This window comes from Litoribacterium kuwaitense, from assembly GCF_011058155.1.
GTDB lineage: Bacteria > Bacillota > Bacilli > Bacillales > DSM-28697 > Litoribacterium > Litoribacterium kuwaitense.
On record NZ_JAALFC010000011.1, the window covers coordinates 1 to 22,263 of the forward strand.

General features: G+C 42.3%; 17 protein-coding genes and 2 pseudogenes. All 19 read right to left on the reverse strand.

Features of this window, described 5'->3' with window-relative positions; all coding sequences use genetic code 11:
- A partial coding sequence (locus G4V62_RS08050; RefSeq protein WP_165201038.1) for a discoidin domain-containing protein occupies window positions 1-3,360 on the reverse strand: 3,360 nt, incomplete at its 3' end.
- A 384-nt stretch (window positions 3,361-3,744) separates the two neighbouring features.
- Complete coding sequence (locus tag G4V62_RS08055) at window positions 3,745-4,518, reverse strand: DeoR/GlpR family DNA-binding transcription regulator (RefSeq protein ID WP_165201040.1); 774 nt, start codon at window positions 4,516-4,518, stop codon at window positions 3,745-3,747.
- Window positions 4,470-5,718 (reverse strand): annotated as a pseudogene (locus tag G4V62_RS08060) (saccharopine dehydrogenase family protein). The gene G4V62_RS08055 and the pseudogene G4V62_RS08060 overlap by 49 nt, the downstream one beginning before the upstream one ends.
- A gap of 14 nt (window positions 5,719-5,732) precedes the next feature.
- Window positions 5,733-6,830, reverse strand: coding sequence for a 2-aminoethylphosphonate--pyruvate transaminase (phnW, locus tag G4V62_RS08065; RefSeq protein ID WP_165201158.1), 1,098 nt, complete (start codon window positions 6,828-6,830; stop codon window positions 5,733-5,735).
- Window positions 6,831-6,842: 12 nt separating this feature from the next.
- Window positions 6,843-7,643 carry a phosphonoacetaldehyde hydrolase gene (phnX, locus tag G4V62_RS08070; RefSeq protein WP_165201042.1) on the reverse strand — a complete coding sequence of 267 codons (801 nt, stop codon included), beginning with the start codon at window positions 7,641-7,643 and terminating at the stop codon, window positions 6,843-6,845.
- Between the two features lie 652 nt (window positions 7,644-8,295).
- A complete protein-coding gene (locus G4V62_RS08075; RefSeq protein WP_165201044.1) occupies window positions 8,296-9,570 on the reverse strand; it encodes a murein hydrolase activator EnvC family protein in 1,275 nt (424 codons plus the stop codon).
- Window positions 9,571-9,603: 33 nt separating this feature from the next.
- Complete coding sequence (gene ftsX, locus G4V62_RS08080; protein ID WP_165201046.1) at window positions 9,604-10,494, reverse strand: permease-like cell division protein FtsX; 891 nt, start codon at window positions 10,492-10,494, stop codon at window positions 9,604-9,606.
- A complete protein-coding gene (ftsE, locus tag G4V62_RS08085; protein ID WP_165201048.1) occupies window positions 10,484-11,170 on the reverse strand; it encodes a cell division ATP-binding protein FtsE in 687 nt (228 codons plus the stop codon). Before ftsE ends, ftsX begins: the two co-directional genes overlap by 11 nt.
- A gap of 392 nt (window positions 11,171-11,562) precedes the next feature.
- On the reverse strand, window positions 11,563-11,931 hold the full coding sequence (gene cccB / locus G4V62_RS08090; protein WP_165201050.1) for a cytochrome c551: 369 nt from the start codon (window positions 11,929-11,931) through the stop codon (window positions 11,563-11,565).
- A gap of 64 nt (window positions 11,932-11,995) precedes the next feature.
- Entirely contained in the window at window positions 11,996-12,826 is an 831-nt protein-coding gene (locus G4V62_RS08095) for a YitT family protein (protein WP_165201052.1), read from the reverse strand.
- Between the two features lie 142 nt (window positions 12,827-12,968).
- Window positions 12,969-14,073 (reverse strand): peptide chain release factor 2 gene (gene prfB / locus G4V62_RS08100; RefSeq protein ID WP_165201054.1). Its coding sequence is split into 2 segments (ribosomal slippage): window positions 12,969-14,000 and window positions 14,002-14,073, totalling 1,104 coding nucleotides; the frame shifts between segments, so codons are not numbered across the junction.
- A gap of 14 nt (window positions 14,074-14,087) precedes the next feature.
- Window positions 14,088-16,619, reverse strand: a complete 2,532-nt coding sequence (gene secA, locus G4V62_RS08105; RefSeq protein WP_165201056.1) for a preprotein translocase subunit SecA — start codon at window positions 16,617-16,619, stop codon at window positions 14,088-14,090.
- A gap of 558 nt (window positions 16,620-17,177) precedes the next feature.
- Complete coding sequence (hpf, locus tag G4V62_RS08110) at window positions 17,178-17,729, reverse strand: ribosome hibernation-promoting factor, HPF/YfiA family (RefSeq protein ID WP_165201058.1); 552 nt, start codon at window positions 17,727-17,729, stop codon at window positions 17,178-17,180.
- Window positions 17,730-18,092: 363 nt separating this feature from the next.
- Window positions 18,093-18,533, reverse strand: a complete 441-nt coding sequence (locus G4V62_RS08115; RefSeq protein WP_165201060.1) for a DinB family protein — start codon at window positions 18,531-18,533, stop codon at window positions 18,093-18,095.
- Window positions 18,534-18,697: 164 nt separating this feature from the next.
- Window positions 18,698-18,895 (reverse strand): cold shock domain-containing protein, encoded by a 198-nt coding sequence (locus G4V62_RS08120; RefSeq protein WP_165201160.1) that lies wholly within the window; start codon window positions 18,893-18,895, stop codon window positions 18,698-18,700.
- 119 nt (window positions 18,896-19,014) lie between these two features.
- The gene (gene fliT / locus G4V62_RS08125; protein ID WP_165201062.1) at window positions 19,015-19,365 is read right to left on the reverse strand and encodes a flagellar protein FliT; all 351 of its coding nucleotides are present in this window, start codon (window positions 19,363-19,365) and stop codon (window positions 19,015-19,017) included.
- Window positions 19,365-19,765: pseudogene (gene fliS, locus G4V62_RS08130) on the reverse strand (flagellar export chaperone FliS). Before fliS ends, fliT begins: the two are co-directional and overlap by 1 nt.
- A 36-nt stretch (window positions 19,766-19,801) precedes the next feature.
- Window positions 19,802-21,880, reverse strand: coding sequence for a flagellar filament capping protein FliD (gene fliD, locus G4V62_RS08135; RefSeq protein ID WP_165201064.1), 2,079 nt, complete (start codon window positions 21,878-21,880; stop codon window positions 19,802-19,804).
- Between the two features lie 14 nt (window positions 21,881-21,894).
- Window positions 21,895-22,236: a flagellar protein FlaG gene (gene flaG, locus G4V62_RS08140; protein WP_165201066.1), complete on the reverse strand. Its 342-nt coding sequence runs from the start codon at window positions 22,234-22,236 to the stop codon at window positions 21,895-21,897.
- Between the last annotated feature and the right edge of the window lie 27 nt (window positions 22,237-22,263).

Sequence of the window (22,263 nt, forward strand, 5' to 3'; positions counted from 1 at the left end):
TCCGTCTACTTCAACGTTGAACACAAACCCTTGACCAGCAGTCCGTTTAAAGTGAAGCTCAACGTCAGCTTTTGCCTTCACATTCTTTCCTAGCACATCGGCTGGCATGATCACCGTGCCATATGGAGTGACCACTTGAAGATCTAGAGCGTCGTCCGTTGTCCATAGATCACTGGACATGTTTAATGTATATTCCTCGGCATCATCAGTAGACTTCAGCTCTACTTGAACCTGTTTTACACCTTGAGTATTTGCTTTCGCCTGCTTTTTAAGGATCTCCAACTGTTCTAAAGAAAGCTCAACGATTGCTTCCTTATTATCTTTAGACACTGTAGGCTCTAAGACAAGCTTGCCTTCTTTAGGCTGGGCAGGATTGGACTTGTCTTTATCTTTATCTTTGTCTTTGTCTTTGTCTTTGTCTTTATCCTTGTCTTTGTCTTTGTCATCGGAGTCGTCACCTGGCTCTTCGCCGCCGTCGCCTGGCTCTTCACCGCCATCGCCTGGCTCTTCACTCATACTGCCATTTTCGTAAGCAAAGACCTCACTCGCAGCGACCTTAGCTCCACCAATTGAATCTAAACCTTCAATTTTAAAGTAACGTGCTTCAGTCTCTGCGATTGGGGTATAGATTTCTTCTCCCCAGCCTGTCACGATTTTATCGACAACTTCTTCCCAGTTTTCACCATCATTACTAACGTAATACTTCACGTGGCGCATCAGCTTGTATGTTTCTTCGTAACTCATGTACGGGATTTGGTTACGTTTAAAGCCAAACCCTGTGACAGCTTTCGTTTCACCCATGTCGACAACGATTTCTCCGGTTGGGGCTGTCGTTTCCCATGAGGAATTCACGTCTCCATCAAATGCCTTGTCAACTGTACCAGCCTTTTCATTCTCTGTAGAGACAACTTCCCAGCTACTCCGTTCGATACGGTCGCCTTTGTCCTGCTCTTTTTCAATTGGATCGGCGTCTCTTCCTGTCCATATTGGCGCTGACCAAACGCGTTTGCCGTTTTTCTTTACCGCACGTACGAAATAATAACGAGATGTGCTAGACGTAAGCTCAATATCAAGGTTGACATTGTGGCTATCGACTTCTTCGCTATGAACAACTCTGCCATAGTCAGAAATAATTTCCACTTTCTCAAACTTCTGTTCATCTGTCTCTTGGTCTGGGTCTTCCAAAACGACATTGATGTCGTAGTTTTGTTCTGTTTCATTCAATGTCGAGCCCATAAGTTCACCATTTATCGTAAAATTCATCTTTGTATTATGATCTTCTGTTGCGTAAAAGCGTTGATTCTCAAGCGCATCATGAAGGTGGTACGTATCCAACTTCGGTGCTAAAATCACCGTTCGAGTATCCCATTTTGTCGTCCATTCACCGACATGAGAATCCCCAACGGCTACCGGACCAACACGCCAGCCGCGATCAAGCGCCATCGGATAGCTGAACTCGTGCAAAAGATTGTATGGTCCGCTACTGTCGTTCGATGTTTCTACACCAGCGATCACTTCATCTGCTTCTTCAGAATAATCTCTAAACTGGTTGTACGAATTCCACAGTTTGTCTGTTGGCCACCCGGCTTCCTGAGGGTGAGTAATCAAGCCAATTGCATTCGGCGAATTATCCAATGAGTCAACCCATCCGTCCATTCCTTTCGCAACTGGGAGTTGACCTTGCCCTCCTCGGAGCACCGAATAGTCCGCAAAACCGTGCACGGTAATTTCCCCGCCGTTGTTCACTTCTTGGCCGTCTTCATCAATATACATGTCATTCAGACCGCCTTCCGTAGAAGCTAACGCCAAAAAGCTTTCATCTGTTGCTTCTTCGGCTGCTTTCACAGTGTTAAGCCACTCTTGTTGTGAAATGCCGGACATATGATCTGAGATGGACATAAAGTCTGCGCGACCATTTTCCTTTACATATTTGAATGCTTGCTCCGGTGTTCCCGACCCATCTGTATAAGATGTATGTTCGTGGAACGAGCCGTAATAATGGTTTAAATTGTCAAGTGAAATGCTAGGCGGCTCCTCAACAGTCACTGTCGTACTCGCCACTTTGTTTCCGTCTTCTGTCGTCACCGTAATTGTTGCTGTTCCTGAGCTTACGCTGTCTAAAATGACAGAATCACTGATTTCACTAAGCTCATGAATGCTGACAATATCGGGGTTGCTAGATGTCCACGTCATATTTTTATTTTCTGCTTCGAGCGGTAACACGTTAGCAGTCAGCGAACGTACATCGCCCTGTTGTGTTTCAATTGATTCCTTGTTCATTTCCACGGATTCAACATTAATATCAATATTTTCAGGGTCTTTATAAAGATTTAACTCTGCAATCGTCGCCCATTCTTGGCCAGTATGTTCACTTAGTGCGACAAGCTTAACGTAGCGTGCTTGCGTGTCTTCAAACGGTACAAAAGCCTCGGTATCTTCATCGGGGAATGCTCCTTCAAGAATAGGGTCGCCCCAATCTTCCCCGTCCTCGCTCACATAAAACGCATATTCTTTAATGTTTCCATTCGGATTGCCATCTTGACGCCTTACGTATCCAAGACCATTCACCGATTGCACCCTGCCGGTATCGATGACGATTTCGTGAGGATAATCTTCGCCTTCCCAAGCAGAGTCCCATTGTGTAGACGCATCATCATCAAAAGCATTTTCCGGTAAAGTCTCAGGGCTATCTTCATAACTACTTACTGAAACAACTTCCCAGCTGACTTTATTTAAAGGCAAACCTTTTTCAGCAGTTTCTTCGCCTGTTTTCTCAAGCGCCTGTTCTAACTCAATGCTTTCTATTTCCTGAAATTCCTCGGTAGTATCACTATTTTCTTCATATTCCAAATTCAAATCTTCGTTTTCAGTGCCTTGGTCAACCAGTTCTGATCCATCCTCACTGGCTGTCGATCCTTCTTCAGAGGGCGCAGTGCCTTGGTCGCTCGCTTCTTTGTCGCCATCACTACTTGATGCCCCTTCCTCACCAGCATCTTCAGTTCCACGACCTTGGTCGACCGTTTCTGTATCGCCTTCATCATTGTCTAGTGCTTCTCCAACTGATTCTTGATCTTCATCAACCGTTTCTGTACCCTCACCATGACTTTCTGATGCTTCACCATCTGTATTCTGATTGTCGCTACCTTGGTCAGCTGACTCTATGTTTTCATCTTTTGGGGTACTGGATGTATTTGCATGATCCTGATCGCTACGATTTGCTAGATTGTTGATGTTCTCAGCCTTCGCCATCACTTCACTTGTGGCAAGCGCATTCACAGGTTCCGAAAGTGTGATAGCTAAACCACTTACCGCTAAATTTACTGCTAACAATCCAGTTACTGCCCGTTTCTTCTTCTTCATTACTGTTCTCACTCCCAAAAGTTTGTCTGTTTAATGAAAATGAACACTGCGAGTCTATAGACGACAAGTTTTCTCTTTCAATCCCTTTACAATTGCTAGAACCATAATAAAAAAACATTACGATCATTGCTTTAGTTGTTTTTGATTGTAATTACATTGTATTGAACTTATATTAAGTAAATTTAGGTCTTATGTAAAAATTCTGCTACCTTTGTTAAGTCTTGTTAATATATTTTATCTCGCTAAATTTGGAATAAGATTTGCTTTTAGTTAAAAAAAAGAAGGCATAGTTTCCTATACCTTCTCTGTGTAGACATCATCATGTAATTGTATTTCATCATTGATCTTGAAGCCGCTGTGCAGTTGAGCAAATGCCTATCCCCACTAACATTGAACCCACCGTTCTTTGATCATCTCATTGTCCCATTCGTTTGGAAAGTCTCCGGTGGTAATAATGTGATCGAATTGAATAAAATCTGCAATCTTGTATGGTGCAATGGCATTTAGCTTTGAGTGATCAACCATTAAGTACGATTCGGTGGCATTGTTCATAAAGACTTTAGTAATTTGGGCTTTTTCTAAGTTGTAGCTCGTCACACCTTTGCGATGATCTAATCCATCAGCTGAGATAAATGCTTTATTTGCATAAAAATCAGAGGCAAATTTCCCGGATAAAGAACCGCCAGTACGGTAGTGTAATGGCTGCACAGTTCCGCCGATAAAAATGATTTCACCGTCAAAAAGGTTTTTGTTCGTATACGAAATGAGCATCGACGTCACGGAAAAGGAGTTTGTAATGACTGTCAGTTGTCGCTTTTGACAAAGCCCTTCTACCATTTGTAAGGGAGTACTTCCTTCATCAATAATGATAACATCACGATCTTTGATAAACTGTAATGCACTTTGAGCGATCTTTTTTTTCTCATCAATGCGAAGAATTTCCCGCTCAAACATCGTCGGTTCTCCGCCCCGCTCGATTCGTACTGCACCACCATAAACTTTCTTCAGCTTCTTTTCGTCCTCAAGCTCTTCAAGATAACGGCGAATTGTTTCTGTAGACACGTTAAACTGTTCCGCAAGGTCTGCGACACGCACCTTGCCATTCCTATCTAAGTCGAGCAAGATGGTTTTTTTACGTTCTTCTGCAAGTAGTGACATTTATCATTCACCTTTAGTTTTAAACATTTGTAGGAATGCTTATATTTTCCTTCGTTTCATGAACTACTATACCACGTTTCTCCAATTCTTTAAAAAACGGTTGTGGCTCAGGAAACGCCTCTTCTGGAATAACAATCCCTTGTTGATGAATTGAGCCCTTTGCGACCATTTCCGTTGCAATGGCAAATGGTGTTGCGACGTTTCGCGTATAGGCGCGCAGACCTTCCCACCCTTCTACAGATCCGTCAGATGCTGGATGTGTATGCGTCAGTGTGTGCATGACCGTTTCACCATCTTTATTGCCGATGACTTCTACATGGAGAGAGTAACCATAAAGTTCTGTCGTATTACCTTCCTCAGATTGGTGTAAATATTGACCGATACAATCCATAATGCCAACCTTCTGACCACCAACCTCAATTTCATCATTTCGTAGAATACCATATTCATAGAGGGCACGAATTAAGCGCATATTTTTTGCGGCCACGTTCCACGCACTTCAATTAAATTGACTCCTTTTGACTTTAATGCTTTCGCTAAAGTTCTCGTCTCAGCATGCGGAATGATATATTGCGTCCCCACCCCGTACGGCTCAGGCAAAGTGATTTCTCTCGGGCGAGCGAATGGTGGAACTTGAACGAATTCGCCATTCTCATAAACGACGCGGCCAGGTAGGTCTGGATCGTATTCGTAAGTTGTCGTTTCTGTAATCGATTTTGAAAAAGCAATCGGACGGTATGAGCCGTGACTGACCCGGACGCTCTCAACCGTATCGAGCTGGTTGGCTGCATGCATTGCCATAAGCTGGGTGAGACCAGGCGTCATTCCAAACCCTGGAAGGCATGTTTTTCCTTTTTCGATAAATGTGTCATGATGCTTATCTTCTTCACCAAAACCGTTTAAATTAATTCCATGACAACCAGCTTCCGCGATGCAAGCAGTTGTTTTACCATTTAAAGCAATGGTTGTTCCGTCCATAACGATGTCATAACCTTTTAGCTTTTCAACAGTATCTGCATGATCGTGAACGTTCACCTTCACAAAGCTTACACGGGGATCATCAAGCCATTCAACGACTTTCTTCCCTTCTTCTTCGTTATAGTCGCCAACTGTAATGACGTCAAAATCTGAATGCTGTACTAAATCCAAAGTCGCTTCCCGAGCAATTTTTCCTGCGCCACCTAAACAAAATACTTTCATGTTTTAAAACTCCTTTATCCGTTTATATATTGTTTAACTGCTTCTACAAGTCTTTCTATATCATGTGGATAAACGTCGCCAATATTTCCAATTCTAAATGTCTCTTTTTCTGAAACTTTCCCTGGATAAATGACAAAACCTTCTGTTTTAAGTCGGTTGTAAAACTCATTAAAATCAAATGATTCATTTGGATAAATAAACGACGTAATCATTGGAGACTGATGTGCTTCGTCGATATATGGTGTAAATCCATTTTGAGTCATGCCGTGTACGAGCGTTTTTTGATTCTGCGTATATCTTGCGAACCTTGCCTGAACGCCGCCTTCTTCCTCGAGCTCAAGGAGCGCCTGTTTAAAAGCTCGTACAGTGTGCGTTGGTGATGTATAACGCCACTTTCCTTGCCTCTCCTCCATTGTCTTCCATTGGTCATATAAATCTAAAGATAATGATCGGGCTTGACCTTTACATGCTTGTAAATTTTCCTTATTTGCAATGATAAAACTAAAACCAGGGACGCCTTGAATACATTTATTGGCACTACTAATTAAGAAATCGATCTTCCATTCGGCAACATCGATCTCAATACCGCCAAAACTACTCATCGCATCAACGATCGTCGTCTTCTCATATGTCTTTGCAAGTGCACATACCTCTTTCACAGGATTCAAAATTCCCGTTGTCGTCTCACAATGAACGACGATCGTATGTGTGATATCGCGATCTGTTTTCAATAGCTGTTCAACTGCGTTGACATCAATTGGTTTCTGCTGTTCCGCCCTACAAACCACAGTCTCAATGCCCAAAACGTCGGCAATTTCAGCAATACGGTCACCGTATGCACCATTTGTCGCAATCAGAAGCTTTCCAGATTCTTTCGGCATGACTGAACCAATGACTGATTCGACTCCGAACGTACCGCTCCCTTGCATTAAGACTGCTGTATAAGATGCTGTGTCTTTCGTGGCAAGTGTAACAAGCGCTTCACGTATGCTTTGGACAAGTTCAAGGTAATCATCATCCCATGTACACAAGTCTAGCTGCATCGCTTCTCTTACACGTGAAGTTGTGCTTAACGGTCCTGGCGTCAGTAATAAATATTCGTTTTTCAATATTCTTACCTCCTGTTAAGCGTGAGCGTGAACTTCTTCTTTTTCAATTTGCTCGAGCAATGGCAGTAAGTCTTCCATTTGATCGATGACGTAGTGTGCTCCTGCCTCTTCAAAGGTACGACGTGCAGCTGTCATTTTTTCTTTGAGCTCACCTTCATTTAATGCGTTGACTTCTTCTTGCGAAAGCCCAAGGACACTGCTTCCTAAAATGACGCCGACTGTTACCATGCCACCATTGCGTCCTTCTTTCATATCACTGACTGTGTCGCCAACCTTGATGAAACGATTCATAGGATAGATTCCTAATTGCATTGCGTTGTAATAGCACATCCATGGCGCCGGACGGCCTTCCTTCACATCTTCTGCAGTAGTATAGAAATCCGGAGAATAGCCTTTTTCTTTCGCCTTTTCAACGACGACGTCCATCATTTCACGCGTATAGCCTGTCGTAGAGCCAATTTTCAGCCCTCTGTTACGAAGCTCAGCCACGACATCTAAAACACCTGGAAGTGGATCTGTATATTCAGGCAATACTTTGAATAATTGTTGTTCAAACGCATTGTTCATTGCGACAATGTCTTCTTCTGTTGGTTCTGTTCCAAGAACGGACACCCATTCCTCTCGCACTCTTGGCATTTCCGTGATCGTCCGAATATGTTCAATTTTTAACAATCCCATTGGCTTGCGTGCTTCATCAATCGTAATATTGACGCCTTTGTCAGCAAAGATTTTGACAAAGACGTGTAATGGGGCAAAGCAACCGTAGTCAATCGTCGTTCCTGCCCAATCAAAAATGACACCTGCAATTTTGTTCATTGTTCATCCACCTTTCAAATGTTTACTACTTCTAAGCCTCTCGCGACAAAGCAACATCTTGCAATATTCAGGACATCAGGTTGTGCCTAAAAAAACCATTAGCGTTGCGCACGTCATATGACTGTGAAATACAAAATAAAAGTAATACCATCTGTTGCTTAGTGTTGCTTTTGTTGTTTTTAGTTTGTTCTACAGTTATAAATGTACTAGACTTTTGTAAACATACAATGATCACAATATTAATTTAATGTAAATTTGTTGTTTCTCTTTGTTTATCTTGTGTTTTCGTCATTTATTATATTAAGCAGATCAAGGCTGCAGATACTGAGGATTTTGCGCATAAAAAACCGCCTCTTTCTGGCGGTCAATGAATAGATCGGTATAGGTTTTTCTATATCATTCTAGTACTCATTGATTCAACATTTAAGGGCGACTTGATGGCGAGACGGCAGTAAAATGAGTAGCCTAAAGCAACTTATTATTGCAGGCAAAGACATTGTTTCTACGCACTCATTGTTTTAGACCGCAGATGACGAGTTAATAGAACTACTGACGGACGCCGGCTATACGTTAATCCTGCTAAAAAAGTGAAGACAAAGGGATGCTAAGCCCTCGCCTTCACTTTAACTGCGTCGTCCTTTATGTAACAACATTAAAAATTAACGTAGTTTCGTGGGTTCACTGAATTTGATTTTGCCCCATTCCAAGGACCTTCATGAATCTCAAAATGCAGATGGGCACCGAGAGAATATCCCGTATTTCCCATATACCCGAGTGTGTCCCCTTTATTGACGACTTCTCCTGGTTTCACTATGCGGCTTTCCATATGGGCATAAACAGTCGTATACACTTGACCGTCAATGTTATGGGTCACAAAAACGACATTCCCGTATGACATAGAATAATCTGAACGGAAAACCGTTCCATTCGCTGCCGCTACAATCGGTACAGATGCGCCACGTTTTCCGATGTCAATTCCGGCGTGAAGCTTTCCCCAGCGCTGACCGTATTCAGAAGTTACTGGTCCATTGGCTGGCCTCATAAATTTACCTGAACTAATCGGTGGCTTTTCTCCCACACCCACTGAGCTGTGGCCATTTTGTTGTGCCTCGCGACGCTCACGTGCCCGACGTTCACGTTCTTTTCGAAGCCTTTCTTGACGCTCCCATTCATCGATCTCTGCTTCAATTGCTGATTCTTGTGCTTTTAGAATCGCTTTCTCTTCTTCTAATGATTCTTTCTTCTCTCTTAGATCGACTTCTTCTTCCTCAAGCTGTTTCATTAATTCATTTTTTGCTTCCCTTTGCTTGCTGAGCTCTTGCTTTAAGTCCTCAAGCTCCGCCAGTTGTTTTTCTAAACGTGCGAGCTTCTCTTTCACTTCTGCTTCTTTGTCTTCTAACTCTTGTTTATCAGCCATTTGTTGCTCCATCATCTGCTTATCATAATTGACAATGGTCGTGACATTGTTAGCACGTGTAACAAAGTCAGAGAAATTGTTTGCACCCATAAGTACATCTAAATAACTGATCTGCCCACCGCTTTGTTGAACGGCTCGAAGCTTTTGTTTAATCAGTTGATCTCTTTCTTCAATGCGCTTTTTTAATTCAGCAATCTCTTCTTGAAGCTGTTTGATTTCTGCTTCAGTCGTGGCAATCTCTTGTTCTTTTTGCCTTATATCTTGAGACAATTCCGCGATTTGATCATCGAGCTCGCGAATTTGCCGATCAATCTTCTTCTGCTCGCTTTGATTTTCATTTATTTCATTTTCAGTCTGACTTTTGTTTTCCTCAACCTCAGCTTGTTTTTGTAAGTTGTTATTCTTTTTTTGCTCCAGCTCTGCATTCGCTTCTGCAATCTGAACAGGTCCAGCAGCCAACCATAATACGAAAATCAGTAACCATGTCAACCTTTTTTGAAAGGTGCTCACTATTGCTTCTAGCTCCTTCCTGCGTAGATTAAATTAGACTTTTAAGAAGCGCCGGATGGAAATCATACTTCCAAATCCTCCAATAACGACCCCAATTCCGACAAGGATAAAAGATAAGCGCATGATACTACTTTGATAATCCGGGGTAACAATCAGACTTTGACCAGATAACAGATCAATAATGTAGTAAAAGGCAAGGGCTAAAATGGTAATAGGTACGATCGCGCCCAATATCCCTAAAAATAAGCCTTCCAAAAAAAACGGCCAGCGTATGTATGAATTTGTTGCCCCAACGAGCTTCATAATTTCAATTTCTCTTCGCCTAGAAAAAATCGTAATCTTAATTGTATTGGAAATAAGAAACATCGCTGTGAAAATTAAACCGACGATTAAAGCAATGCCTACATATCTCGCGTAGTCCATAAATTGAAACAATTGCCCTACTGTTTCATCTTGGTAGACGGTTAAAAATACGTGATCAAACGACTCAATGGCCTCTTGAATATGTTCTATATCTCGTGGAAACAGCGGATACACAATGAACACATCGTTTAGAGGATTTTCCCCCATCTCTTTCATTGCTGCATATGCCTGTCCTTGTTCGCCGTAGCCTTCGATAATTTTTTCAAGCTCTTCTTCCTTAGTGGAATACTCCACCTTTGCTACTTTTCCTAAGTTCTCAATCTTATTCCCTAAAGCGCTCTGTTCTTCTTCAGTCGTATCTGTATCGATGAGAACTTGCAGCGTGACGTCACTTTCGACAGCATTTGCCGTAGTATTTAATACTGAAACAAGCAATAAAAATGACCCTACGAGCAAAAGTGTCACAGTGACCGCGGAAATAGAGGCAAACGTCATCCATCCGTTGCGACCGAGGTTTTTTACCCCCTCTTTCATTTGTTTTGCAAATGTTCTAGCTTTCATAGCCGTATGCTCCCCTTAGTTCGTCTCTCGCTATACGGCCGTTCTCAATAGCAATCACGCGTTTTTTGACGGTGTTCACGATTTCTTTATTGTGTGTAGCCATGATCACCGTTGTCCCACGATCATTAATCTCTTCTAAAATGTCCATGATGCTCCATGATGTCGCAGGATCCAGATTGCCGGTCGGCTCATCTGCTACAACTACCTTTGGTCTATTCACAATCGAACGCGCAATTGAGACACGTTGTTGCTCGCCACCTGACAACTCGTGTGGTAGAAAGCGCGCCTTATGCTTCAGCCTCACGAGATCAAGTACATCCATCACTTTACGTTTGACTAGCTTCGGGTGCTCTTCGGTCACTTCCAACGCAAACGCTACATTTTCATAGACTGTAAGCGTTGGCAAGAGTTTGAAGTCCTGAAAAATAACCCCGATATTTCTTCGCAACTGTGGGATGTGTCGATTTTTCAGTTTTGTTAAGTCAACTTGATTAATTTCGATCGTTCCTTTTGATGGTTTCTCTTCTCTGTACATCATTTTCATGAACGTCGATTTTCCTGCTCCGCTCGGTCCGACAATATAAACAAACTCTCCTGGTTGAATATCAACCGAAATGTCAGAGAGAGCGACGACCCCATTCGCGTACGTTTTATGTACATCTTTCATCGTAATCATCGTTCATCCCCTGTATATCGCTCTGAAATGTCTAAAGATGTCTATTCTGCAGATGTCATGTCTGCATCTGTATTCACTTGACTGTACTTGTCTCATTATAACATTGATTCAGAAAAAATTAATGGCGGAATTTGTTACAATTTCATTTCATAGTTTATATATCGGCTTGATTCGGCAATGTTGAAAGTAAGGTGGCTTTTTCACTTGTGAAGTGAGACTGGAGACTGAGTTACTGAGTTTTTTTGAATCACTATGTTGCTAACTCATCTAACTTTACTATTTGTACTTACTTTCTAATCAGTTTAGCGGTCTGAGATGTAAAAAAGAGTGCGGACAAAGTCATGCTACACTTCGTCTACACTCTTAGGCCGATGCTGCTGCATCGAGTCAGATTATTTTTGTTGAGCTAACCATTCGGAAACAGCGTCAGCTTCTGCGCCTTCGGCTGCGTTTGGCGGCATGTTTCCTGGACCGGAAGCAATGATATCACGAATTTGGTCGGCATCCATTTTTGAACCGATATTCGTTAAAGCTGGACCTGCTCCTCCACCAAGGTTGTCACCATGGCAAGAGGCACATGCTTGCGCATACACTTCTTCACCTACTGCAACGGATTCGCCTGACGTATCTGCTTCTTCATCGCCGCCAGCATCTTCTTCTTCAGTCGCAGGCTCTTCTGCAGGTGCTTCTTCACCGCCGCCTCCACATGCTGCCAAGACGAGCGTCGTCCCAAACAATAATGCCATTAATTGCTTCTTCATTTCCAAATCCCCTTTACATTGTCTTACTGCCATGAAAAAAATGGCTACATATAGTATAACCAATTTACGCCTGAATGAAACCCTGTCCATGTACTTCACTCGTATCCAAAATGACGATAAACGCTGATGGGTCTTCGCGTTTGACCGTTTGTTTCAACTTTGTGAACTCTTGCTGATGGACAACGGTCATTAATACCGTACGCTCTTCAGTCGTAAATCCTCCATACCCTGTCAAACGTGTAATTCCCCGATCAACCTCTTCCAAAATGGCTTTCATCACTTCTTTCTCCTTGCTCGTAATGATGATTGCTGTTTTTGATACGTGCGCCCCAAGCTGGACGAGATTAATTGCTTTTGCTGTACAATATAGGCCGATTAAAGCATAAAGCGCACGTTCAAGTCCAAAAGAAAAAGCGGCTGTTATCACAATTAAACCGTCAATGATGGCGACGGCTTTCCCAAGAGACATACCAAAAAAACGATGCACAATCTGAGCCACAAGATCCGTCCCTCCTGTAGAGCCGCCTCCTCGAAAAACCATTCCAAGTCCACTACCGACACCAAGTCCTCCGAAAAGTCCACCAAGCAACGGATCAAGCGTTGAAGGTGGCCAATCCTTTGAAAGATACACAAAGAACGGCAAGAGAATGGTACCAATAAAGGTTTTCACTCCAAATAGCCGCCCGAGCAAAACGACGCCTAAGATGAATAACGGAATATTGATGGCCCACTGGACGTATGCAGGCTCCCATCCAAACAATTCATATGTAAGTGTACTGATCCCACTAACCCCGCCGGACGCAATCTGGTTTGGCAACAGAAATAAATTAAATGAAAAGGCAACGACCGCCGCACCAGCTACAATCCACACGTATGGGAGCCATTGTTTTACCATACCTTTTCCTCCCTTATGGTTAAGTTAACCTGAATAGATGACTTCCATGCTGTCAACTTTAGGTTTCTTTAATACGTTACTAAGACGAACCCTCTATAAACGAAAAAAGACTGACTCCTCGGAGTCAGTTTTTTCCACAAATTTACACATTAATGCGAGAACGCAAATATGCATCTATAAACGAATCAATCTCTCCATCCATGACAGCTTGGACATTGCCATTTTCAACATTTGTTCGATGATCTTTCACCATCGAATAAGGGTGAAAGACATATGAGCGGATTTGGCTTCCCCAACCAATCTCCTTTTGCTCGCCACGGATTTCAGCCAATTCTTTTTCCTGTTCTTCAATTTTCAGCTGATACAGCTTTGCTTGTAGCATTTTCATCGCCCGCTCACGGTTTTTAATCTGTGAGCGCTCTGATTGACATGTCACAACTGTGTTTGTAGGGGTATGTGTAATTCTTACGGCCGAATCAGTCGTATTGACGTGCTGACCGCCAGCACCGCTTGAGCGATACGTATCAATTTTCAAGTCATCTGGACGAATGTCAATATCGACTTCATCGTTAAACTCTGGCATGACTTCACAAGATACAAACGACGTATGGCGGCGACCAGAAGAGTCAAACGGTGAAATACGGACGAGACGGTGCACACCCTTTTCTGCTTTCAAATAACCATAGCTATTATGTCCTTTAATGAGGAGCGTGACACTTTTAACACCTGCTTCATCGCCTGGCAAGTAGTCGAGTGTTTCGACTTTAAAGCCTTTTCGCTCCCCCCAGCGGGTATACATTCTTAGGAGCATCGAAGCCCAATCTTGCGACTCTGTCCCGCCTGCACCAGGATGCAATTCTAAAATGGCGTTGTTTTTGTCATGCGGCTCGCTCAATAAAAGCTCAAGCTCAAATTGATTAAAGTCTTTATTCAACTGCTTTAAATCTTTTTCTAAGTCTGCGCGCAGTTCGTCGTCATCTTCTTCACGAACAAGCTCATAGGCCACCTGTTGGTCTTCAAATGTTTCTTGCAGGTCGTTAAACCCGCGCACAATCTCTTTTAAACCGTTCACTTCATTGATGACCTTTTGAGCCTCCTGCTGATCATCCCAAAACGAAGGGGCTGTCATTTCTAGCTCCAATTCAGCAATTCGTTTCTCCTTTGTCTCTAAGTCAAAGAGACCCCCTAAAATCTTGAAGGCGTGCTTCAAGTTTTTCCAACAACTGCTTCATTTCTGTTATGTCCATACAACTTTCCACCTTTACTTTTTGCGATTAACCTTGCGCCCCACAGCAATGTTTATATTTTTACCGCTACCACATGGGCATGGGTCATTCCTGCCGACGCGAAGCTCTTTTTTCAATGGCTTTTTCTTAGCCTCTGTCCCTTCACCCTCTTTTGGATGAACGGCCGACTGAGCTTCAACAACTTGTTCTCTTTCTAAATTTCGTTGAATTTGGGCTTTCATAATATATTTGCTGACATCTTCCTCAATCGAAGCAACCATCGTCTCAAACATTTGAAAGCCTTCCATTTGATACTCACGTAACGGATCGTTCTGCCCGTAAGCTCTTAAATGAATCCCCTGTCTTAACTGATCCATTGCATCGATATGATCCATCCACTTTTGGTCAACAGTACGAAGGAGAATGACCTTTTCAAATTCCCTCATTTGTTCTGGTTCAATAAGCTCTTGTTTTTCTGCTAGTCGCTTCTCTACTTCAGCCATCAGCTTCTCGACCATTTCATCAGGCTCTATTCCCGCAAAATCTTTATCGGTAAACGCGCCGTCTTCGAAAAAGTTGGCGTTGACATAATCGGCAATCGCTTGGAGATTCCATTCTTCTTCAATGTCTGAGCCCGTCTGCGCCTCAACCGCTCGTTCAAGAGTAGAACGAATCATTCGGGTCACAATTTCTGCGAGGTTTTCTGAAGTTAACACTTCATCACGCTGCTTATAGATGACATCTCTTTGCTGGCGAAGCACATCATCATATTGCAAGATTTGTTTCCGGGCATCAAAGTTGTTGCCTTCGACTCGTTTTTGTGCAGACTCCACGGCACGACTGACGAGTTTACTTTCAATCGGCTGCTCATCATCCATCCCAAGCCGTTCCATCATATTACGCATATTATCAGAGCCGAATCGACGCATTAACTCGTCTTCCATAGATAAGTAAAAGCGCGTTTCCCCTGGGTCACCTTGACGACCAGAACGTCCTCTCAGCTGGTTGTCAATCCGACGACTTTCGTGACGTTCAGTACCGATAACAGCCAATCCGCCTAGCCCAGACACACCCTCACCAAGCTTAATGTCTGTCCCACGACCGGCCATATTGGTTGCGATTGTGACGGCTCCGCGCTCACCCGCATTTTCAATGATTTCCGCTTCACGTCCATGATTTTTTGCATTCAGCACATGATGTGGCACGCCTTTTTTCTTTAAAAGCTTGGAAATAATTTCTGACGTTTCAATCGCAACTGTACCGACAAGAATGGGTTGTCCATTTTTATGCTTTTCTGCGATGTCCTCGACGATCGCACGGTACTTGCCTTCAACCGTTTTATAAACAGCGTCTGGATAATCCTTTCTAACGACTTCACGGTTTGTTGGAATGACGGTCACGTTCATGTTATAGATGTTACGAAACTCTTCTTCTTCTGTTTTTGCTGTTCCAGTCATCCCTGATAGCTTTTTATACATTCTAAAATAGTTTTGGAAGGTAATTGTTGCGAGCGTCATGCTTTCGTTCTGGATATCGAGTCCTTCCTTCGCCTCGATCGCTTGGTGAAGACCGTCGCTATATCGACGCCCTTTCATTAAACGGCCAGTAAACTGGTCAACAATGACAACTTCTCCTTCTTGGACAACATAGTCGGTATCACGATGCATACTTACGTGTGCACGCAATGCCTGATTGATGTGGTGGAAAAGTAATGCATTCGATATATCAAATAAATTCTCAATGTGGAATGTTTGTTCTGCCTTGTTGATTCCTTCTTCAGTCAGCTGAACACCTTTTGTTTTAACATCATACGTATAGTCTTCTTCGTGTTTTAACCGCGACACAAACATATTCGCCTGAAGATAGAGTGTCGCCGACTTACGTGCAGAGCCAGAAATAATTAATGGCGTCCTTGCCTCATCAATTAAAATAGAGTCTACCTCATCAATGATGGCATAGTTAAGAGGCCGCTGAACTTTTTCATGTGGATACAACACCATGTTATCGCGCAAGTAGTCAAATCCGTACTCATTGTTTGTCCCGTAAGTGATGTCCGCTGCGTACGCTTCTCTTTTCTCTTCTTTCGTCAAACCGTTGCCATTTAAACCAACTGTCAGCCCTAAAAAGTCAAACAGTTGTCCCATCTGCTCCGCATCACGCTGGGCCAAATATTCGTTGACTGTAACGATATGGACACCTTCACCTGGAAGCGCATTTAAATAGGCAGGCATCGTCGCGGACAAGGTTTTCCCTTCACCCGTTTTCATCTCAGCAATATTTCCTTCATGGAGCGCAATCGCACCCATGATCTGGACAGGGTACGGCGTTAAACCTAAGACACGAGTTGAAGCCTCGCGAACAGTCGCATACGCTTCAGGAAGGATAGCATCAAGGGACTCCCCCTGCTCTATACGCTCCTTTAACACATCTGTCATTTGACGCAATTCCTCATCCGACTTTTGTTTAAATTCATCGGCTAATGCTTCAACCTTTTCAACGACTTTCTGGTGCTTATTGACCACTCGTTGATTTCCATCGCCAAACACTTTTTTTAATAAACCTATCATATATATACGCTCCTCTACTACATTGCTTGTTGCAAACAGGCTGTTCACTGATCGATCTTTTTCTAACAAACCGACCTTTTGAGACAATGTAAAGGTTATGTGACCTTGTGTTTACGAAATGCCCTCGTATCGTTCTTGACCGACACCCATTAAATTTTCTGATCTTCTATATATGTAGAAGCCTAATAGAGCACATCGTTCTCTCTCATGGGCTACTCGTTATTTTAACACTTTCTAGGATGCAGTGCCACTAAGGTCACAATCATTCGCAAAAGATACTTGGCTGAATGCGCTATGTTTGAAATGTAAGTGCGAGAGAGTGCAAGTCTTTTGCCAAACAGATTGGGTAAATTGTCATTTTCACCCCTCTATAAGTACATGTGAATTTCTTAACTCATACATTTGTATTCTTGATAAACGGACATTGTCGCTGATATTTCAGTTCATGAATCCGATAGCGACCACAAGTCTTGGTAACATGCCATCGCAAGAACGACAAAAAACCTGCTGCCCACACTCAAAATGGTGTGGTCAGCAGGTGCATTTGAATAACAGTCTTTAGCTTGGCTCAATTAAGCCGTATTTTCCATCTTTTCGCTTATATACGACATTCGTGTTGTTTGTTGTCGCATTCGTAAACACGAAAAATGTATGGCCAAGCATGTTCATTTGCAAAATTGCTTCTTCAGAATCCATTGGCTTTAAATTAAACCGTTTCGTACGAACAACTTCAAATTGATCTTCTTCTTGTTCAGTTAATAACGTACCATTTTCTTTCTCGATTTCAGCAAATACATGCTTAGGAGATCCTTCTTGACGATACTTTCGATTGACACGCGTTTTATGTTTACGGATTTGTCTTTCCAATTTGTCTACAACAAGGTCAATCGCCGCGTACATATCGGCATGGATTTCTTCCGCGCGGAGCGTTAGACGTGACATTGGAATTGTCACTTCGACATGCTGTTCGTCGTTGTAAACTTTTAGTCTTACATTTGCTTCAAAAATGGGCTGTTCAAAATATCTTTGGAGTTTGTTCATTTTCTTTTCGACATAATTTTTTAGTGCATCTGAAACCTCGATGTTTTCCCCGCGAATATTGCTTTGCATGAATAAACCCCTCCTTGTTTCATCTGTAAGTAGTATGTCTACTACACTTATATAATACCACGCTTCTCACTTCTGTAAACGCTTGATTCTCATTGAACATCACTTTGTCATAGATTTGTGAAGGTTTGTTGAAAATTACAGGTGAGTTTAATGCTGTAGATCTCATGGAGAGGAGAAAGGACAGATTTAAGTCACGTTAAAACACATATTTGCTTGCGAGGGTGGTTGGAAGGTTATCATGGGATAGCAACTCATTGTTTCCCTACTTGTTCCATTGATTACAAAAAAGGAGAGATTGAGCATTTAATCAAAGTCGTCGAACAAAGTTTTTTAAACGCGTCAAAATTGTAATGATACAACAGTTCATAACAAGAAGTGCAGCAAAAACCAAATCGAATCGACTGCAAATTGCTTGCCTCTAGAAAAGGTATAATTTGACCTTGATGATGATGCGTTTAACATGTCGGTCGGCAGTTCGTTCAGCTCTCTTATAAAGTGTTCCCTAGTGTTTCTTGCTTCTTCAAGTAGTTTTGCTTGGGAAATTCCTGATTTTGCATAATCAGCTGCTTTTTGGTTCTGTGTATCGAAATCAGGAAACGTCATCCCCTTATCATGTCGTACTGAGAGGAGAACTTCGGATAAGAGGTGATTATCCCAATATATAATATGCGCAATGATTTCACTGACAGACCATCGATCTTTAGCTACTGGTTTAGCCCATAATGTTTCATCCATATCTTCTAATGTGTTTAACCAAGATGAATATTTCCTAAATTCATTTATGATGTTTGTTTCTTCGTTCATTTTTACTCTTCCATGTCTCCGTGGGCAACGCCCTACACATTTCTTGAAGTGGGAGTCTTCTGTCAGAAAACGATAAAAAGAGTGCAGAAAACGTCTGGCTAGACTTATTCTACACTCCAAGAGACTTGCTTTAACTGTCAGGTCTCTGCAAATTCACAGTTGCTTTATTTTTTTGTAACATTTTCAGCCTGTGGGCCACGGTTACCTTCTACAATATCAAACTCGACTTCTTGACCTTCGTCAACAGTTTTAAATCCATCTTCTTGAATGGCTGAATAATGAATAAAAACGTCATCTCCATCTTCTCTTTCAATAAACCCATAGCCTTTTTCAGCGTTAAACCATTTTACTTTACCTTGCATCATTCACATTCCCTTCAAATAGCTTGTTCATCTTTCTACTCTACTATATCAGAAGACGAAAAATATTGTCAAATATGATTTATTAGAATAATTCGTTTACTTATTAAAAAACCGCCAACTTATCGACGGGAATCGAAAAAGGCCCCGTCGACGTTTGCGGTGTAAGACTGATGATATGCTTTCTCATTTGTTTGTTGATGGCGCACTTTTTTTAAGTCGCGCTCGACTAACTCTAAATGTTTTTGTAGCTGTATTTGAATTTCTTCATTCATCGCTACAATCTTTTGAGCGATCTCTTTCTCCTCAGTGGTAACTGGAGCTGGAAGAGCTGCACCTTTTAACAGCTCTTCTCGTTCGCTTAAAACGCGGTCAATATGGAGAAGCATCGCATCTCTCCGGTCCTCAGTCACAGAACGATTTACGATCGTTAACAACTCTTGTGTCCGATCATAGATCTCGCGAATACTCATTACGCATGTCCGCCTTTTGCAAATTGCTGTTTTCGAACCTCTTTTAATACTTCTTTCCACGTATCACAAACTCTTTTACATAAGTTTCTGCTTCTTGAAGCGCTTCTTGACTGTTATGTGTATTTGCCTGAATGAGCTGGTGTTGAATATACTCATACATCGTCTGCATCTGTTGGGAAAGTTCAGTCGTGCCGTTTAGCGTTATACTAAGCTCTGAAATAATGTCTTGAGCCTTAATGAGCAGCTCATTTTTTCTTTCTTGCTGACCTGAATTCATTGCTTCACGCGCTTGAGCGATGAATTTTAAACAGCCGTTGTACAACATTAATGTGAGCTCTCCGGGAGACGCGGTCGTCACACTATTTTGTTGATATGCTTGATACGGGTTTTGCATTGTCACAGAGATTCACTCCTTACTTCTAGGCGAAAACTGGTGTTAAGCCATCCCGCCCCCGCCAAACTGTTGCATAATGTACGCACCCTGTTGGTTACTGCGCTGGATCGCTTGTTCCATTGCCGTAAACTGTCGATAATAACGGTTTTCGATCATCGTTAACCGGTCTTCAAAGCGTTCCATTCGTGAACTCATATCATCAATCTTTTTTCCTAAACTAAACTGTTCATTTGTCATCGTCGAACGTCCAGCTTTATCTGTAATACGCTCCATATATGAGTCCATTGTATCATACAAACGTTGGGCAATTCCTTGCTTAGCTGTTGACTCTCCAGAAGCGTTGAACAGTGCTTCCACGGATTCCGGATCTGTCTGCAGAGCTTCTTTTAGTTTGCTTTCATTAATGACCAGTTTTCCTCCTGACAAATAGTCTGGAGAAGTGGTAATGCCAATTTCGGAAATTTGATCAAATTGACTATTCATTGCATTTGATTCCACTTTACCGTACAAGTCCATTCGTATACCTGACAAGAGGCCATTTAGCATTGGATCACTCTTCAGGAGACCACTTTGGGCTTTTTCTTCCCAAAGCTCAACTTGTCTTTCTGTCATTTCTTGCTTTTGCTCATCCGTCAGTGGATGAAAATCCCTGTAGCGTTCTTCCATCGTTTTTGAATTGACTAAATCAACTAGCTCATTATATTTTTCGACATAGCCTTTAATCCGTTCAAAGACGTCGTCAGAATTATTTGTTACAGTTAAGGTTACAGGACCGTCAGCTTGAGTAAACGTACTGTTTAATTGAAACTCCACGCCATTTTGTGTGAATTGGTTACTACGGCGTTCTGTTTCAATCCCATTAATCGTAAATTTAGCATTTTCTCCGCCTGTCTCAGCGCCAAGCTTCAAAATATCGTTCATAAAGCTACCGTAGAGATTAATCTCATCCCCAGCGTCATTAAAATTCCCCGACTCTGAGCGTGTTAATGAAAAGCGACCTGTAAATTCATCATAAAACGCTTTAACGCCAGTATCATCTCGATTTAATTGTGACATGAAGGTTGAGAAGCTGTCTGAGCCTTGAATAAATAAAGACGTTTTCTGCTCTTCTCCATTTTCATCATAGACACCAAAAGATGCGGAAGTGTAATTTTGTTGATACGTCACCTCTATCTTTGCGTCTTCAGCGATATTTGCATCTGATGTAGAGAACTTTAACTGTCCCGTCTCCTGGTTTAAGTACACGCGGTTTGCTCCTGATTCAAGTTCATTAAGATCTGTCACGACCGTATAGTCCTGACCATCCACTGTTACTTGCACAGAGCTTAACACACTGCCTGCACCCGCTTCTCCAGCAATCGATTTTCGAGCGAGATTATAATTGTATGACGGCTCCTCTCCCACGGTAAAGGAGTCTGTGCGGCTGTTCGCAACATAATTGACGTCAATTTGTGATTGCTTGTCGATTGTCTTCCCGAACGTCAGCTCTCCGCTTGCCGTATCTAAGAGAACTTGATTCTCGTTTAATGTCGCAGGATCAACACCCGTTACCACTTCAAAGCTTTGACCATCAACCTTGACAACGGCTTCTGCTTGTCCGTTTGTCGTTTTAATATCTCCTTTTAGGAAAGAAAACGTACGTCCTGATGCGTTTGTAACTGTGGAACCATATTCGACAGCTCCTTTTCTCCATTGATCAGCTGGCATCTGATCGAACGAACCTTTTTGTGACCAGAGAGATTTGTTTAGGTCGATCGTTTCACCGTTTTTTTCAATGGACTGTGTGCTTAAACGTTGGGCGGCTGTAGCAAGCCGTGATACTTCAGAGATATTAAACGATGCGAGTAAGGCGTTAGAATTGGCCGTCGCAGTCACAAATGTATCGTTAGATGAAGCTACATTACGGGAGCTAAAGGTGCTAGATAGCTTGAAATCAAAAGTCGCATCGCGCAACTCTAGCAGTTTCTTATTAATTTCACGGTATTGATCACGCTGCCACTCCATGATTGTCTTTTTTTGATACATTCGATCAAGTGGAAGACGTTCAGCTTTCATTAGATCTCTAATGATTTGTTCTGTATCCATCCCACTGGCAAGGCCGCTAATGCGATTTGTATTCATGTTTTTCAGCCTCTCTAAACTTTTTTGTCAATCACAATGCCGAACTGTTCAAGCATCGCGTAGTATGCATCAAGCATTTTTTTAGGTGGAATCTCCCGAATGACTTCTTTTGTGTCAGTGTCCACTAGCGTGATATAGTATTCATTTAAATTTTCATGCATCTCAAACTTCAATCGTGTATGCAGTGGCTTCAGCATATGATTTACACTTTCCAATACTTCATCGACTTGCGATTTGATTGGTTGATTTGCAGATTCATGATGACGTTTCTTTGAAGCCTCAGCAAATGGGTGCTGCTGCAAAACCGTGGCCTCTTGACGAATGAGTGGCGGCTGAGCAGAAGAGTTGATCTCCATTTGTAAAAGACCCTCTTTCACAATTTT